The organism is Mycobacterium angelicum (assembly GCF_002086155.1).
GTDB lineage: Bacteria > Actinomycetota > Actinomycetes > Mycobacteriales > Mycobacteriaceae > Mycobacterium > Mycobacterium angelicum.
On the sequence record NZ_MVHE01000017.1, the window covers coordinates 1 to 16314 of the forward strand.

The 16314-nt window shown below is 63.6% G+C and carries 17 protein-coding genes; 5 read left to right on the forward strand and 12 right to left on the reverse strand.

Translation table 11 applies throughout. The annotated features are described in order from the left end of the window. Nucleotides 1-130: 130 nt before the first annotated feature. The 8 genes from BST12_RS13190 to BST12_RS13220 all read right to left on the reverse strand — a co-directional run bounded on the left by BST12_RS13190 (nt 131) and on the right by BST12_RS13220 (nt 7607). Nucleotides 131-715 (reverse strand): hypothetical protein, encoded by a 585-nt coding sequence (locus tag BST12_RS13190; protein ID WP_083113575.1) that lies wholly within the window; start codon nt 713-715, stop codon nt 131-133. Nucleotides 716-921: 206 nt separating this feature from the next. Beyond that, nucleotides 922-1611 (reverse strand): hypothetical protein, encoded by a 690-nt coding sequence (locus BST12_RS30850; protein ID WP_139801655.1) that lies wholly within the window; start codon nt 1609-1611, stop codon nt 922-924. A 6-nt stretch (nt 1612-1617) separates the two neighbouring features. Beyond that, nucleotides 1618-2262 carry a hypothetical protein gene (locus BST12_RS13195; RefSeq protein ID WP_139801656.1) on the reverse strand — a complete coding sequence of 215 codons (645 nt, stop codon included), beginning with the start codon at nt 2260-2262 and terminating at the stop codon, nt 1618-1620. Further along, nucleotides 2259-3080, reverse strand: a complete 822-nt coding sequence (locus BST12_RS13200; protein WP_083113577.1) for a TIGR04255 family protein — start codon at nt 3078-3080, stop codon at nt 2259-2261. The genes BST12_RS13195 and BST12_RS13200 overlap by 4 nt, the downstream gene beginning before the upstream one ends. Nucleotides 3081-3253: 173 nt before the next feature. Beyond that, on the reverse strand, nt 3254-3802 hold the full coding sequence (locus BST12_RS13205; protein ID WP_083113578.1) for a hypothetical protein: 549 nt from the start codon (nt 3800-3802) through the stop codon (nt 3254-3256). Between the two features lie 124 nt (nt 3803-3926). Next, nucleotides 3927-4400, reverse strand: coding sequence for a (2Fe-2S)-binding protein (locus tag BST12_RS13210; RefSeq protein WP_083113579.1), 474 nt, complete (start codon nt 4398-4400; stop codon nt 3927-3929). After that, complete coding sequence (locus tag BST12_RS13215; protein WP_083113580.1) at nt 4393-5280, reverse strand: FAD binding domain-containing protein; 888 nt, start codon at nt 5278-5280, stop codon at nt 4393-4395. Before BST12_RS13215 ends, BST12_RS13210 begins: the two co-directional genes overlap by 8 nt. Continuing rightward, nucleotides 5277-7607 (reverse strand): xanthine dehydrogenase family protein molybdopterin-binding subunit, encoded by a 2331-nt coding sequence (locus BST12_RS13220; protein ID WP_083113581.1) that lies wholly within the window; start codon nt 7605-7607, stop codon nt 5277-5279. The genes BST12_RS13215 and BST12_RS13220 overlap by 4 nt, the downstream gene beginning before the upstream one ends. Nucleotides 7608-7659: 52 nt before the next feature. Between BST12_RS13220 and BST12_RS13225 the strand changes: the two genes are divergently transcribed. Further along, nucleotides 7660-8220, forward strand: coding sequence for a nucleotidyltransferase family protein (locus tag BST12_RS13225; protein ID WP_083113582.1), 561 nt, complete (start codon nt 7660-7662; stop codon nt 8218-8220). Here the strand turns inward: BST12_RS13225 and BST12_RS13230 are convergent. From BST12_RS13230 to BST12_RS13245, 4 genes are all read right to left on the reverse strand, one after another. Beyond that, complete coding sequence (locus BST12_RS13230; RefSeq protein WP_083113583.1) at nt 8180-8719, reverse strand: PadR family transcriptional regulator; 540 nt, start codon at nt 8717-8719, stop codon at nt 8180-8182. The two genes, BST12_RS13225 and BST12_RS13230, sit on opposite strands and share 41 nt — an antisense overlap. A 73-nt stretch (nt 8720-8792) precedes the next feature. Continuing rightward, nucleotides 8793-10229, reverse strand: coding sequence for an amino acid permease (locus tag BST12_RS13235; protein WP_083113584.1), 1437 nt, complete (start codon nt 10227-10229; stop codon nt 8793-8795). 46 nt (nt 10230-10275) lie between these two features. Then, on the reverse strand, nt 10276-10938 hold the full coding sequence (locus BST12_RS13240; RefSeq protein ID WP_083113585.1) for an enoyl-CoA hydratase-related protein: 663 nt from the start codon (nt 10936-10938) through the stop codon (nt 10276-10278). Beyond that, entirely contained in the window at nt 10935-11564 is a 630-nt protein-coding gene (locus BST12_RS13245; protein ID WP_083113586.1) for a TetR/AcrR family transcriptional regulator, read from the reverse strand. The genes BST12_RS13240 and BST12_RS13245 overlap by 4 nt, the downstream gene beginning before the upstream one ends. Nucleotides 11565-11786: 222 nt before the next feature. On the opposite strand from BST12_RS13245, the gene BST12_RS13250 reads away from it, so the two are divergent. From BST12_RS13250 to grpE, 4 genes are all read left to right on the forward strand, one after another. Further along, nucleotides 11787-12743, forward strand: a complete 957-nt coding sequence (locus BST12_RS13250) for a HipA domain-containing protein (RefSeq protein WP_083113587.1) — start codon at nt 11787-11789, stop codon at nt 12741-12743. Beyond that, nucleotides 12730-13506 (forward strand): hypothetical protein, encoded by a 777-nt coding sequence (locus tag BST12_RS13255; RefSeq protein WP_083113588.1) that lies wholly within the window; start codon nt 12730-12732, stop codon nt 13504-13506. Before BST12_RS13250 ends, BST12_RS13255 begins: the two co-directional genes overlap by 14 nt. A gap of 279 nt (nt 13507-13785) precedes the next feature. Next, a complete protein-coding gene (gene dnaK / locus BST12_RS13260) occupies nt 13786-15654 on the forward strand; it encodes a molecular chaperone DnaK (RefSeq protein WP_083113589.1) in 1869 nt (622 codons plus the stop codon). Next, the gene (gene grpE / locus BST12_RS13265) at nt 15651-16295 is read left to right on the forward strand and encodes a nucleotide exchange factor GrpE (RefSeq protein ID WP_083113590.1); all 645 of its coding nucleotides are present in this window, start codon (nt 15651-15653) and stop codon (nt 16293-16295) included. Before dnaK ends, grpE begins: the two co-directional genes overlap by 4 nt. Nucleotides 16296-16314: the final 19 nt, after the last annotated feature.

Genomic DNA, 16314 nt, shown 5'->3' on the forward strand with positions numbered 1-16314 from the left:
GCGGGGGACCGGGCGGTGGGTACCCACCCATGCCGAACGGCGCATGTTGGGTCTCTTGGTTGTGGAAATCATCCGGTGGGCCATAACGTGCCACGGCTCCGATGGTACTGACGCCACCTTCAGGGCGACGTCACACGTGGGGCAGCCAGACCGTTCCGTGCTGCGGTGAGATGAGGAATCCGCGGCCCTGAGCGTCTTTACAGGCGGTGCTACCCGCATTGTCGACGCCGCAGATCGCGCCATCGACCGCGATCGAATGCAGCGGCGGAAGCGGCCGTATCGGATGTCCCATAACCGTGGTGTCCGCCCCGGCCACGGGTGCGTTGGTGGGCTGTAGCCCGATGTCGGTTCGGATGCCGTTCACCCCGACGAGTCCCCTGGCCGGGTCCTGCGAGACGGCGGGAATTCCGGGGAAATTGTTGCCTGTGCATTCCGCGCCGGAATTGACCAATCTGCACGCATTGCCATCGGGTGTCAGGAAGAACACTTCGCTCGATGGACCCCGCCCGGGGTTGGGAATTTCGATGGCATAGTCGCCGACGTTCACGGGTGTGTAACTCGCCAGGTTCGGAAATGCCGGGGGGTCGGCACGGGTGACGGCGCGACAACCCGACACGGCGAAACCGGCGGCCAGACTCATGGCCGCGATCAGTATCGTCGTGCGGCACAATGCCACGTCGATTCCTCCGTCGGTGTTATGGCGGCGCAGCGACATTGGTCCAAGCGCGGGCTGCGGAGCGCCCGCAGTGGGCGGTTGCCCCGAGCCGAGCAAACCGGCCAGGGTGTCATCTCAACTTTCATCTCGTCCACGCCGCCCAATTTATTGGTGTGAGAGAAGTCGAATATGGTTGCCGCCGCCGCGTGGCATTTTTCCCGTGCAATTGGCAGTGCGGACTAGAAGCGGCTACTGAGGGTGCCGGCTCATGCGCGATCGCCAACCTCCGCTCGCCGCGCCAGTGCTGCCTTATGTGCGGCTCTCCGCAAATCGGTATGGGTATGGTCATCCTTTAGCTGCGTGCGACGGGAGGGGTTTCCTTCTCGAAGCCAGGCATCGAATGCACTTTCCTCAGCGGCGAGATTTTCGTTGGTCCAATCGCCTTCATCATCAAAAACTGTTTCGACCCAGTCCCGTTGCTGATGCATCTCCCACAGGACAGGCGCGGTTTCTTTGGCGAGGCTCGGCAAATCCACCTCGAACCTGGTGTAGTGTTTCACGATTCGCTGTTGAAGCACATATATTCCCTTATCACTGAGCGTCGCGATACGGGCCTCCGGTCGCAATAATTCAGAAGGGGCCGCCGTGACATCAACGAATTTGGCGGCATAGTGCCTTCCATTTATAATTTCAGCAAGAGGCATAATTCTTAAATTCTGGTTCCACCCATTTCCGTTGACACGGCTATGCTCCTCAACAGGCGCGACAGTTATGCGGGGGCGAAGACTTGTGCCCGCCCGCATCGAGCAAGGGTGCGCGACGATTTGCACCAGTCGCGGTGTATCTCCGATACATGGCAAGACGACGTCCTTAAATACATCGCCCTGAAAGATGGGGCGACTTCGCGCGACGCTGCCACGCTCGTCGTAAAGTTGCTCCGGATCAATGCAGTCCATGCCTTGTTACTCACCACGAATGCGAATGGAGCGCATCCCATCAGTATCGTTGAACACCTCGAACCTGCTACGGGTAGTGCGCCATCCTGGCCGGATTTCGTCGAGAATGTGTTCCACAGTTCCGCGCTGCTCGGCAATATCAAGGAGAGCCATATCTTGTCCGTTGAGGTACAGGTCCAACGGTCGGATGTAGTAACCAGCGGCCAGCGGCAACTCCATCTCCATCCAAGTTGCGGGATCCGCGATGTGCGCCTCCTCTGCGAGCGTGTCGAGAAGTGCTGCGAATTTTGCAAGTCGACTCCGCTTTTCGGGTGATGCGTCATTACCCTTGCGCCACTTGCGGACTGCGGAAACAGTGACCTCGGCGATTTCGGCGATATGAGTCCATGCCATGCCGCGCTGATAAGCGAGTTCGTCGAGGAGAGCAGGGACGTCATGTCTGCTCTTGTTGCGCATTCTTTGGTCCAAGTTCAGCGCGCGCACCTTGTTATGCAAGTCCTGCATGTGCTCACCGGCCAAGTCGGTTCGTGTCCGAAGTTCCTCGGCTTCGATTGATAGTGCGCGAGTTCCAATTGGAACTACCGCATAGTCCTTGACATCGTCGCCCGCGCTCGTGCTGCTACGGGTCAATCGCGTCAATGCTGCTGTCATAATGTGCTCTCCCCTCGAAATAGGTTCCGGGCGTCCTCAGTAATCGCACGCTGGAACGCCGCGCCCGCGGGTTCGTGGACGGCGGTGAGGACGTCAGTTACTTCACCCCCATCCAGTCGAACCGCATCCTCTTTCCCATCGAAGTCTCGGAATCCGTCAAAGTCCAAGACAAAGAACGGTCCCGGCTTGAAAAGTCGCCGATTCAGAAACTGGGGCTCGACAACCGGACCTTGGTCTAGTGCCGCGTACTGAAAGTTGAGGCCTTTTCCGTCGCCGAGGTCAAACGTGACGAGCCCGTGTGCATTACGCACGGCGACGTCGTCAGGACCTATAGTCAGCGGACTTATGATGCTGTCGTCGATCCACTTGCCCCACGCGCGCACGTCGGTTATCGGCTCTGGCACTCGAACTTCGTCGATGTAGCGAAGACCGACACGCACGAGAGCGGGACGAACGTTTGCAGCAAGGAGGGCTTCGCATACATCGGTTACCCCAACACGGAAGTCATCGAATTCTCGGTAAGCGGTCGTCTCGCATATGAACGAAGAAGGTGTGATGGTGACCGATTCGGTTTTGGCCGTATTTGTCAACACGACCCGGCGTTCGTGTTCGACCTGGGGAAGAACACCAGGACCAAGGTTTCCGACGCTGAAGGTGACGTTGGACTGCGGGGTGCTGAGCGGGAAGCGCTCCTCCAACGCGATGGCAACCGCGTCAAGTGTTTCCTGCTGTCGCAGCCGGGGAGAGTCCGTGAATCGAATCTCTGTTGTGACGAGTGCCAGGGGCGCGTTGGGAAAGATTTCCCGGTTGGGGTACATGCGTTGTCAACCTATCTGCTAGGTACAAAGACGTGTACCAGAATGCGCACCAGAATTGTACCAAAACACGTACCCGTCCGCCGACTGCGATCTCGCTGTCTACCATGATTGGCGGTAACAGCTGGTTCGCTGGTCGGGAGCAACATCCACCCCAACCACGGTAGAAAATCAGCTCAGAACGTATCGACCTTCTCGATGCTGACAAACATGCCGTGGCCGGTGCCGTTGTTCTGGAAACGGGTGCCCTCTTTGGTGGCGACGATCGTCCAGCCCTGCGCGTCGTAGGTTTTGTAGTCGATGGGGACGGTGGGGATGGCGCCGAGATTGCCCAGAATCCACTGCACCTTGCCGGAGGTGTTCACGTGGACGCCGTTGGCGTGCTCGCCCTCCTGCATGGGGGAATTGGTGAATGGCGCTTCGCAGCCGACGCCGTCCTTGTTGATCTGGCAACGCGTTTGGCCGGACTTGGTTTCGATGAACACGTAGCCGTTGTCGTCCGGTTTGAGCGGAATGACGCCGGGGGCGGTGCTGGTCGGCGTTGGCGGGACCGGGACCGCGACGGGTGTCGAGGTCGGGGCGCTTGGGCGCGGCGTCGGGAAGGAGGGTTCGGTTGGTCCGGCGCCCGGTGCGGCGATCGGTCTGCCGTCGACAGTGGTACTGCATCCGGCAATGAGTACGGCTGCGGCCAGCAAGACCCACCGTGCCTTCGACAACAACCGCACGCGCTACTCCCCAGATGCTGAGATATCGGATTCAGAGTACGCACGAGGTGGCACAAGTTAGGGCTGCGACGCGTATTGGAACACCGTCGATGAGGAACCGTTACCGTCTCGTCAGCGCGGCTCGTCAGCGCGCAATTTCGGCAGCCCGGCGGGCCGCGGCGATGATGCCCTGATAGCCGGTGCACCGGCAGAAATTTCCGGACAGACCCTCGCGGATCTGTTCGTCGGTGGGATCGGGGTTGTCGCGCAGCAATGCGGTCAGCGACATGACGAAACCCGGCGTGCAGAAGCCGCATTGCAGCCCATGGCACTCCCGCAGCGCGGATTGAACCGGCGACAACTCGCCCTCGGGGGTTGCGATGCCCTCGACCGTGGTCACCTCCACCTCGTCGGCCTGTACGGCGAACAGCAGACACGAGCGCACCGCGTCGCCGTCCACCAGCACCGTGCAGGCGCCGCATGCCCCGTGTTCGCAGCCGAGATGAGTGCCGGTGAGTCCACACTTCTCGCGGAGGAAGTCGGCCAGCGTCATGCGCGGTTCGACGCTGGCCGCAATGGGAGTTCCGTTGACTGTCAACCGAACTGGTCGTTCATGCATGGGCTGCTCCGCTGGTCGCTTCGGTGACGGCTTGAGTCCAGGCGCGGGCCGTCATCGCGGCGCCTACCCTGCTTCGGTACGACGCCGACCCCTGCAGGTCCGTCGGGATGTCATCGAGCCCGGCCAGTGCGGCCTGACCGATCTCGTCGGCTGCCAGCTCGCCGACCGGTCTGCCGATGACGTACTCCTCGGCCGCGGTCGCTCGCCTGGGTGTGGAACCCAGGCCCAATAGCCCTATGGCGCAGCGGGTTACCCGGTCCTGGCCGTCCAATGACACCGCCACCAGCGCACCGGCGATCGCGTAATCGCCGTGCCGCCGGGCGAATTCCTGGATGGCGAATCCCGATCTGTTGTTCCACACCGGAAAACGGACCCCGGTAAGCAATTCATCGGGTTCCATGCTGGTTTCCCACAAGCCGGCAAAGAAGCCCGAAGCATTGATCTCACGCCGCCCCCGTGGTGACAAGACCTCCATCACCGCGTCCAGGGTGAGCGCCACCGCCGGGTACTCGCCGGCGGCGTCGGCGTGGGCGATGGACCCGCCCAGGGTGCCGCGATTGCGGATCTGAAAGTGGCCGATGAACGGCGTCGCCCGGGTCAGCAGCGGAATCGCTTCGCGCACTTGGGTATCGGCGCCCACCTTGGCCTCGGTGGTTCCCGCGCCGATCCACAGCTGATCGCCGCGACGCTCGATGCCCTGCAGCTCGCCCAGCCGGGAGATGTCGACGAGGTGGTCGAAGAACGCCAGGCGCATCGACAGCATCGGTACCAGGCTCTGGCCGCCGGCCAGAACCTTTGCCTCGTCGCCCAATTCGGCCAGCGTGCGCACCGCTTCCTCCACGGTGCCGGGGCGGTGGTAGTCGAACACCGCCGGCTTCATCGCTGCGCCCCGTCCAGTAGTGCGACGATGGCGGCCGGGCTGGCCGGCAGCCGGGTGACGGTCACGCCCAGCGGCGCCAGCGCGTCGTTGATCGCGTTGATCACCGCCGGTGTCGAGCCGATGGCCCCGCCTTCACCGACGCCCTTGTAGCCGCCGGGCCCGGGGCCCGGTATTTCGATGTGCCCGTATTCGATGGGCGGAACTTCGGTGGCCGTCGGCAGCAGATAGTCGACGAAGGTGGTGGCCAGCGGGTTGCCGTCGTCGTCGTAGACGAAGTTTTCCATCAGTGCGCCGCCGATGCCCTGGACGGTGCCGCCGGCGATCTGGCCCTCCACGATCGCCGGATTGATCATCGGTCCGACGTCCTCGCTGACGATGTAGCGCAGCAGCGTGACTTTGCCTGTCTGCGTGTCGACTTCGCAGGTACAGGCGTGGGTGGCGTTGGCCCACAGGATCGGCGCGGTGGCGACGTAGCGCTCGGTGACCTCCAGAACCGGCGATAGGGCGGACGGAAACTGCTGGGGCTGGTAGTGAGCCAGGTAGGCAAGCTCGCCGAAGGTCACTGTCTTCGAGGGATCGCCGCGTACGGCGGCGGCCGAATGCGCTAGTTCCACTTCGGATGCCGAGACTTTGAGGTGGTGTGCGGCCAGCGCCACGATCTTCTCCCGCAGCGTGGTGCCCGCCGCGTTGACCGCACCCGCCGTCATCGGGCCGCTGCGGCTGCCCTGCGTGCCGGCGCCGTACGGGGTGACGGCGGTGTCGCCCTGGATGGTGGCGACGTCGTCGATGTCGGCGCCCAGCGCGTCGGCGGTGAGCTGGATGACGGTGGTTTCCAAGCTGTTTCCCGTGGAGCCGCCGTTGACGTAGACGTTGATCTTGCCAGTGGGCTCCATCCGGATGGTGGCGCCCTCGGTGCCCAGGTGACCGGTTGCGGCGCCAGTCGGCTCGATGTAAGCGGCGAATCCGAGGCCGAGGTAGCGGCCCTGCGCCAGCGCTTCGCGCTGCTCCTTGCGAAACCCTTCGTGGTCAAGGATTTTGACGGCCTGCTCGAAGGTTTCGGCCGGCGCTACGTGGTCGTAGGGCATGCCGTTGGGGTTGAAATACGGCATCTCGTCGCGGCGCAGCAGGTTGCGCCGGCGCAGCTCCACGGGATCGATGCCCATCTTGCGCGCGCCGATGTCGAGCAGCACTTCGCGGGCCAGCGTCTCGAACTGCCACGGACCGCGGTAGGCCGCCAGCCCGCTGGTGTTGGAGAACACGGTCTTGTAGTTGAAGCTGGATTTCGGAACTCGATAGGGCCCGGGGAAGAACATGCCAATGGCCGCACTGGTCAATACCGGGTAGGGGGTCGGGTAGGCGCCGATGTCCTGGGCGTAGTCGATATCCACCGCCCGCAATGTGCAGTCGGCATCGAAAGCCATTCTGGCCGTGCCGTTGACATGCCGGGCCTGCCCGGCTGACATCAGGTTCTCGCGCCGGTCCTCGATCCACTTCAGTGCCGCGGGCACTTTGCGAGCGGCCAGCATGATGCACATGTCTTCGCGCATCGGGACGACCTTTTGCCCGAATCCGCCGCCAGTATCGCGCATGATGACCCGGACATGTTGCGCCGCAATGCCTAACAGCCGGGCGCAGAAGGCCCGCAGTTCGTGGGGGGTTTGGGTGGAGGCCCAGAGGGTGAGTTCACCCGAAGCTGCCGCCCACTCGACGACCAGGCCCCGGGTCTCAATCGGCACCGGGGCGTAAATCTGTTGGTAGACGTCCTCTTTCACCACGCAGGCAGACGTCTGGAAAATCTCTTCGTCCGGCGGTGCGCCCGCCATCCCGCCGGCCACGTTGTTCGGGTAGCTGTCGTGAACGAGCACCTCTGAGATCTGCGCGACGGTGAAGTCGGTGATCGAGGGCAGCGGCTCGTAGTCGACGTCGACCAACTCGATGGCATCCTCTGCGACATAACGACTTTCGGCCACCACCAGGGCCACCGGGTCGCCGACGAATTTCGCCTCGCCCTCGGCCAGCGGCGGCCGCGGTGTGTCGGGCATGTCCTTACCCGCGACGGCGTGCCAGGCCTCCTGTACATCCGGGTTCAGCTCGGCGGCGGTGAACACCGCGTGCACCCCCGGCAGTGCCAGGGCCGCGGCGGCGTCGATGCCGTTGATCCGGGCGCGGGCAAACGGACTGCGCACGAAGCAGGCATGCAGCATGCCCGGCCGCGAGATGTCGTCGACGAAACTGCCGCGGCCGGTCAACAACCGGCCGTCCTCCACCCGCTGCACGCGGGTGCCGGCGTACCGCGGCGAGACGGCGCTTTGCGCGTCCTGGGTCATTGTGCTCCATCCGGTTGTCGCCTGATGAGAAGCTTAATGTCATGATAGGAGAGTGCCGTTATCGGAGTCGACCGTTGTCGGCGTATTGCTGGCCGCAGGTGCCGGCCGCCGGTACGGCAAACCGAAAGTGCTGGTCGAGGGCTGGCTGGAGATCGCCGTCAGCGCACTGCGCGACGGCGGCTGCGGCGACGTGATCCTGGTGCTGGGGGCGGCCGAGGTTCCCGCTCCGCCGGGTGTCACCGCGATCATGGCGCCGGACTGGGCGCAGGGCCTGAGCGCCTCGGTGCGCGCCGGCTTGGCCGAGGCGCAGCGCAAGCAGGCGGACTACGCCGTCGTGCACGTGATCGACACCCCCGACGTCGGCGCTGCGGTGGTGGCGCGGGTTCTCGAGCGGGCGTTGGGATCCCAAAGCGGGCTGGCCCGGGCGTACTTCGGGGAGCGGCCCGGGCACCCCGTCGTCATCGCGCGCGACCATTGGGCCGGCGTGCTGGCCGGGCTATCCGGAGATCAGGGAGCGGGGGTGTACCTGCGCGATGCGCCCGGCGTCGAAGCGGTGGAGTGCGGCGACTTGGCTAGCGGTTGCGACGTTGACGTTTCTTCAGACCGTCGATAACCCAATGGACCCACTCGATTTCGTACTGGGTCCACCGTAGGCCTCCCTCGAGGACGGCCCGGGCGAAGAACGCGTCGTCGTCATCGTCGTCGGTCCAGTCGTAGGCGTCGAGGATCTCTTTGTAGTGAACGTGCTCCTGCTCGCATATCGACAGGAGCAGTTGCAGGTACTCCTGTTGCTGACTGGTCGTCAGCTGCCCGAGGAGGAAAACGCGCAGCATGGAGGCGTTGCGTATCGGCGGATCGTCCTGCGGAGAGGTCATCCATCGATACAGCTCGGCACGCCCGGTATCGGTGATCGCGTACTCCTTGCGCCCGCGCGGACCCACGTCAGACACCTTGATCAGCCCGGTATCGGCCAGCTTGTTGAGTTCGCCGTAGAGCTGGCTCTGCGTGGCCGGCCACATGTTGTCCATCGACAGCTTGAATTTCTTCAGCAGGTCGTACCCGCTGGCGGGCTCCTGCGAGAGCAGTCCTAGCGCGGCATGTCGCAGGCTCATATGGCTACTCTAACAAGTCACGCTTGACATGTCATTCACGATATGACAGCTATGACATGTCAACGGTGAAATGTCAAGGCGTCACTGCGCTGGGGCTGGTCTCTTGAGCCGCCGTCAGCACGCGATTGCGGACCAGATACCAGCCACCGATCATCGCGGGCACCCCGAGCAGCAACGCGCCAAGCATCCAGGGGCCGTGCTCCTTGTCGAAGAACATCAGCACCAGCACGCCCAGCAAAAAGGCCAGCGTGACATAGCCGCTGTAGGGGGACAGCGGCATCCGGAACTTCGGCCGTTCCAGCTGCCCGGCCTTGGCCAGTTGGTAGAACCGCAGCTGGCAAGCCACGATCGTGGCCCAGGCCACGATCACTCCGGTCGCGGCGATGTGCAGGACGATCTCGAAGGCCTGACTCGGCTTGACGGCGTTGAGCACGATGCCGAACAGCCCGATTCCGGCGGTGAGCAGGATGCCGCCAAACGGCACCCCGTTCTTGGACATCGGCGCGGTGAACTTCGGGCCACTGCCGTTGATCGCCATCGACCGCAGGATCCGGCCGGTGGAATACAGTCCGGCGTTCAGGCTGGACAGCGCGGCGGTGAGCACCACGAGGTTCATCAGGCTGCCGCCCCCGGCGAAACCGACCTTGGCGAAGAAGGTCACGAACGGGCTCTCGTGGTCGCGGTAGGCGGTGTAGGGCAACAGCAGCGCCAGCAGCACCGTCGAGCCGATGTAGAACACCGCGATGCGGAACACCACCGAGTTGATCGCGCGCGGCATGATCCGTTCCGGATCGGCCGTTTCGCCGGCCGCGATACCGACCAATTCGATTGCGGCATAGGCGAACACCACCCCGGAGGTGACCAGCACCAGCGGCAGCAGACCGGCCGGCAGCAAGCCGCCATGGCTACTCCACAGCGACCATCCGGTCTGTTGACCGTCGACCTTGAAGCGCCCGGCCAGAAATACCGTGCCGACGACCAGGAACGTCACCAGCGCCAGCACCTTGATCAGCGCGGCCCAGAACTCGAGCTCGCCGAACAGCTTGACCGAGATCAGGTTCATCGACAGCACCACGATGAGCGCGACCAACGCCAGCGTCCACTGCGGCACGACCTGGAACGCCTTCCAGTAGTGGCAGTAGTGCGCGATCGCGGTGGTGTCCACGATCCCGGTCATGGCCCAGTTCACGAAATACATCCAGCCGGCGGCGAAAGCCACCTTCTCGCCGAAGAATTCGCGGGCGTAGGACACGAACGACCCTGACGACGGCCGGTGCAACACGAGTTCGCCCAGGGCCCGCAGGATCAGGAAGACGAAGATGCCGCACACCCCGTAGACCAGAAACAACCCGGGCCCCGCCGACGCGAGCCGGCCGCCGGCGCCGAGGAACAGTCCGGTCCCGATCGCGCCGCCGAGGGCGATCATCTGCAGCTGGCGGTTTTTGAGGGCCTTGTGGTAGCCCGCGTCTTCGCGGGTGAGCCTCTCGGCGGCGACGTCTAGCGGTGGCATTTCGGAATCCTGGAGCCCTTCGCCCGAGAGAGACAATGGCGTCAGGCTAACTCACCACAGGGCTTAGCGCCGCGATAGCCGGAGCAAACATGGTTTGCTTGATCGCGCCCAGCGTGCCGGGGTCCTTGCCGCCGAGCGGACGCAGCATCTCGACCGCCGTGGCGGTCACGTCCCCCTCGGCCGCGGTGGCGTCGACGATTCCCACGCGCGCCGCGTCCTGGCCGCCGAACCGGCGACCGGTCGTCATGGACGCGACCGCCGTCTGCGGTGAGAGTTTGGCCTGGATGAGTGCGGCCATGCCGTCGGTGAAGGGGATGCGAATGTCCACCTCGGGAAAACAGAAGTAGCCGCGGTCGGCCCGCATCACCCGGAAATCGTGCGCCGTGGCCAGCATCGCCCCGGCTCCGAAGGCATGGCCGACGATGGCCGCCGCCGTGGGAATGGGCAGGGTGAGCATGCGGGCCAGCAATGCGTGGACGCGGCCCACGTACCACGTGGTCTGGTCACCGTGGGCGCCGAGCCAGTCCAGGTCCAGTCCATTGGAGTAGAACTTGCCGACGGCGGTGGTCACCAGCCCGTGTGCGTTGCCGGCCACGATCTCGTCGAGGTGTGCGTTGATGTCGTCGAGAAAGCTTGGCGAGAAACGGTTTTCGTCGTCGCCGAGATCCAGGACGGCGATCTTCTCGTCGTAGTGCAGGCTGATTGTCATGCTGTTGTCCTTTCTGGTGCCCGGTCCGGTTCCCAGTCCGAGGGAGGCCCGATGTCGAGTACGGCGGTAACCGCGGCGCGCAGTTGCTCGCGCGCGGTGGTGCTGCCGAGGCGGTTGCGGCGCAGCAGTATTGCGGTCGGCAGGTCGACGATGCAGGTGGTGATCGTGTCCACGGCGGCGGCGTCCTTGCGGTTCCAGACGTGCTTGGTTAGCCGAATCATCAGTTTGACCAGCGCCGCATCCAGATCGGTGAGCTCGGCGGCGACCTCACCGGGCAGGTCGGGCTGCAGGAGTTGCTCGCGCTGCACGGTCAGCAGCAGTAGCGAGGAATCCGGATACCGCTCGGCGAACACCGCCGGTGCGTCGGCGGCGGCCACCACCGCATCGGTTCCGGTGGCGCGGTCGACCAGCGAGGTTTGCACGTCGAGAAACCGGCGTCCCGCCCGCAGCCACGCCCGGCCGATCAGCCCGGCCCGCGATCTGAAGGTGTGATACAGCGCGCCGTTGGACAGACCGGCCGCGGCACTGATAGCCCGGATGGTCACCGCGGCCGGTCCTGAGCTGACGGCCAAGGACTCGACAGCATCCAGGACGCGATCGATGTCGTACACGCGGGGGCGCGGCATGCCTGGACAGTAACAGAGCGTCTGCTCTGTTACTAATTTCGGCACCCGGGAACAAGACGGACCTACAGGCCGTCAAATTGGTTGACGTGCCAGACGCGCACCCCGCCAGGCGTTTGTGGCCGTTCATGATCATCAAATACTTGGTGTGACCGGGCGCCTTGTGCACAGCCGACTATGGCCAGAATCGACTTCTGGGCTATACCACGACCTAGAGTTCGGACCGTGGTGGACACGTTTGAGGTGGTCGACCTCGCGGACTGGACGCGCGGTGAGAGTGAGCCAGGCGGGGACGAGGCCAAGCGCTGGTTCGTCGCTCCTGAAGCCTCTCGCCATGCCGGGCATTGGCTCTTCAAGCCCCGCCGAATCAAGGCATTGAAGCTATCGAAACGGCGGCGGCTGTTGGGCGATGAGCCCGATGTCTTGGTACGAGGAGAGAACTGGGCAGAAAAGGTCTCTTACGAGCTTGCCAAGCTATTGCTCGTTCCAGCGGCGGAGACCGAACTTGCCACCGTCGTTCAGCTGCGCACTCACCAGCGTGTTTACGGCTCTATGAGCCGAGACATGCGACCCCGTACCTGGGCGTGGACACCTGGGGCAGCGCTGCTTGCCGAACGCGATGACGCGTTCGACGCCAAGTTGTGCCGTGGCCACACGATCGCTGCTATCGATGCCGCACTGGAGGGACTGCGAGGTCCGGTAAACACGGAGTATGTCGATTGGTCCGCTTTCGATGTCTTTGCTGGATATCTTCTGTTAGACGCGTGGATTGCCAATACCGACAGACATGCACACAATTGGGGGGTCTTGCAGAATCCAAAAGATGGCGCTATTTGCCTTGGTCCGAGTTTCGACCACGGCTCGGCGCTCGCTAGCGGTGACGGAGATCCGGCCCGCGCCGATCGTGTCCGGGAGAACACTGTCGAGCAGTGGTGCCAGCACGGACGAACGAAGCGCTTTGATGGGGGCGTGCCTAGCGGCCTAGTCGACATCGCCGGACGGGCTTTGGCGCTAGCAGGATCTAACGCAAGGCGACACTGGACCAGTCAAATAAACAATGTTGACCTGGATTTATGCTTCGATGTGGTTGCAGCCGTACCTGATTTGTCGGACCCGACCCGTAGTTTCTTGCGTACAGTACTAGCCACTAATCGAAAGCGACTCTGTCATGCACTCGGCTGATCTGCTGCCATCGCTGATCGACCTCGGTGCCGACGTGCACAGATCTCGGTTGATCGTGACGCGTCGCGGTGTTGATGACGGCATTTACCGGGCTATCGGCTACCTCGACCAGGTCGATGCCGCCGGAGCATCACCAACGTATGAATTCACCTACCTGGCACGCGTAGCCAGCGATCCCGGCTTCGTCCCAATCGTCGGGTTTCGTGACTTAACGCGGCACTACCGTTCGCCCCGGCTATTTCCCTCTTTCGCCGATCGGGTGATGAGTGCGAAACGGCCGGATCGCCCACAGTACTTAACGGCGCTTGACCTCGACGCGGACGCTGGCGCTTGGGAGGTGCTCACTGCGTCGGGCGGGCATCGCGAGGGCGACCCGATAGAACTCATATCCCTTCCGCGGTACCACCGCGCCACCGGTAAGACTTCAGCCCATTTCCTAGCCCACGGCGTGCGACATCGGGGTGCGGAAGTAAGTGCACACATCACTCAGTTGGCTTCCGGACACCGTTTGGGATTGGAACCAGATCCTGGCAACCCGGTCAACATCCGCGCAGTTCGGATCGTTGATGATGGTCTTCACATCGGGTTTGTTCCTGATCCGCTATTGGACTACGTACATTCCATCCTCGCCGGCGGCCACTACGCGCTGACTGTAGTGCGTGCAAATCCTGCCGAGACGCATCCGCATCTGCGGCTTCTGCTGCGGCTTAGCGGGCGGTGCAGCTACTTCGTGTTTGATGGTCCCGATTGGCGACACGCATAGCGCCTCAGTGAAAGATCGGCTTCGCGCATTTCTACGTCCTGGTGTCGGACGGCGTTCGTCATGCATACGCGCTGTCTCGTCGGCCTGTAGTCGCATATTTCGACCTAATTTTCCCACCCGGGAACAACACGGGATTGGCTGCCGTTAGGATGATCAGCAAGTTGAGCGGACCACACTCAAGGATGGGTTGACACGGCGACGCCGTCACAGGCAGTCTTGAGCGGGGTTCACTCAGCATAGTGCAGTAAAGAAGCTCTACATCAATCAGGAGGATTCACTATGGCTCGTGCGGTCGGGATCGACCTCGGGACCACCAACTCCGTCGTCGCGGTTCTGGAAGGTGGCGACCCTGTCGTCGTCGCGAACTCCGAGGGCTCCAGGACCACACCGTCCGTCGTTGCGTTTGCCCGCAACGGCGAAGTGCTGGTTGGCCAGCCCGCCAAGAACCAGGCGGTGACCAACGTCGACCGAACCATTCGGTCGGTCAAGCGGCACATGGGCAGTGACTGGGCCGTCGACATCGACGACAAGAAGTACACCGCTCCCGAAATCAGCGCCCGGGTGCTGCAGAAGCTGAAGCGCGACGCTGAGGCCTACCTCGGTGAGGACATCACCGACGCGGTGATCACCGTTCCCGCTTACTTCAATGACGCCCAGCGTCAGGCCACCAAGGATGCCGGCCAGATCGCTGGCCTCAACGTGCTGCGCATCGTCAACGAACCGACCGCCGCGGCGCTGGCCTACGGGCTGGACAAGGGCGAGAAGGAACAGACCATCCTGGTCTTCGACCTCGGTGGCGGCACCTTCGACGTCTCGCTGCTGGAGATCGGCGAGGGCGTGGTCGAGGTCCGTGCCACCAGTGGTGACAACCACCTCGGTGGTGACGACTGGGACGAGCGCGTGGTGCAGTGGCTGGTCGACAAGTTCAAGGGCACCAGCGGCATCGACCTGACCAAGGACAAGATGGCGATGCAGCGGCTGCGTGAAGCGGCCGAGAAGGCCAAGATCGAGCTGTCGAGTTCGGGCAGCACCTCGATCAACCTGCCCTACATCACCGTCGACGCGGACAAGAACCCGCTGTTCCTCGACGAGCAGCTCACCCGCGCGGAGTTCCAGAAGATCACGCAGGACCTGCTGGACCGCACCCGCAAGCCGTTCCAGTCGGTGATCGCCGACGCCGGCATCTCGGTGTCCGACATCGACCACGTTGTGCTGGTGGGTGGTTCCACCCGCATGCCTGCCGTGACCGATCTGGTCAAGGAGCTAACCGGCGGCAAGGAGCCCAACAAGGGCGTGAACCCGGACGAGGTAGTGGCCGTTGGTGCCGCCCTGCAGGCCGGCGTCCTCAAGGGTGAGGTGAAAGACGTTCTGCTGCTTGACGTTACGCCGCTGAGCCTGGGTATCGAGACCAAGGGCGGCGTGATGACCAAGCTCATCGAGCGCAACACCACGATCCCGACCAAGCGGTCGGAGACCTTCACCACCGCCGACGACAACCAGCCGTCGGTGCAGATCCAGGTCTATCAAGGTGAGCGCGAGATCGCCTCGCACAACAAGCTGCTCGGCTCGTTCGAGCTGACCGGCATCCCGCCGGCGCCGCGCGGCGTCCCGCAGATCGAGGTCACCTTCGACATCGACGCCAACGGCATCGTGCACGTCACCGCCAAGGACAAGGGCACCGGCAAGGAGAACACCATCCGGATCCAGGAAGGCTCTGGCCTGTCCAAGGAAGAGATCGACCGGATGATCAAGGACGCCGAGGCGCACGCCGAGGAGGACCGCAAGCGTCGCGAAGAGGCCGACGTTCGCAACCAGGCCGAGACGCTGGTCTACCAGACGGAGAAATTCGTCAAGGAACAGCGCGAAGCTGAAGGCGGGTCAAAGGTTCCCGAGGACACGCTGAACAAGGTCGATGCCGCTGTGACAGAGGCGAAGTCGGCCCTGGAAGGCAGCGACATCGCCGCGATCAAGACAGCCATGGAGAAGCTGGGCCAGGAGTCGCAAGCGCTGGGCCAGGCCATCTATGAGGCCACCCAGGCCGAGGCGGCCGCGGGCCAGTCCGGCGGCGCCGCCCCCGGCGCTGGGCCCGGCTCGGCTGACGACGTCGTGGACGCGGAGGTGGTCGACGACGACCGGGAGTCCAAGTGACCGAAGATATTCCACAGGAACACGTAACGGTCACCGACAAGCGGCGCATCGATCCCGAGACGGGTGAAGTACGGCAGGTCCCTCCCGGCGATACGCCGGGAGGGACCCAAGCCCCGGCAGAATCCGCCGCCAAAGTTGCCGAGCTGACTGCCGATCTGCAACGGGTGCAAGCCGACTTCGCCAACTACCGCAAGCGGGCCTTGCGCGACCAGCAGGCAGCCGCGGATCGAGCCAAGGCGGCCGTCGTCAGCCAATTGCTGCACGCGGTGGACGACATCGAACGCGCCCGCAAACACGGCGACTTGGACTCCGGCCCGTTGAAGGCGGTGGCCGACAAGCTGATGAGCGCGTTGTCGGATCTCGGACTCAAGCCGTTCGGCGCCGAGGGTGAGGATTTCGACCCCGTCCTGCACGAAGCCGTGCAACACGAGGGCGGTGGTGGCCAGGACTCCAAGCCGGTGATCGGCAATGTCATGCGGCAGGGCTACCAGTTGGGCGAGCACGTGCTGCGCAACGCACTGGTCGCCGTCGTCGACACCGTCGCCGACGACCCGCAAGGCCAGGCCGTGGAACCGGAATCGGAACCGGCTGCAACCGAGCTGGCCGACACGGGCGATAACACCGACACCGCGAGTGAATAAGGCACAGAATCTACGGAAA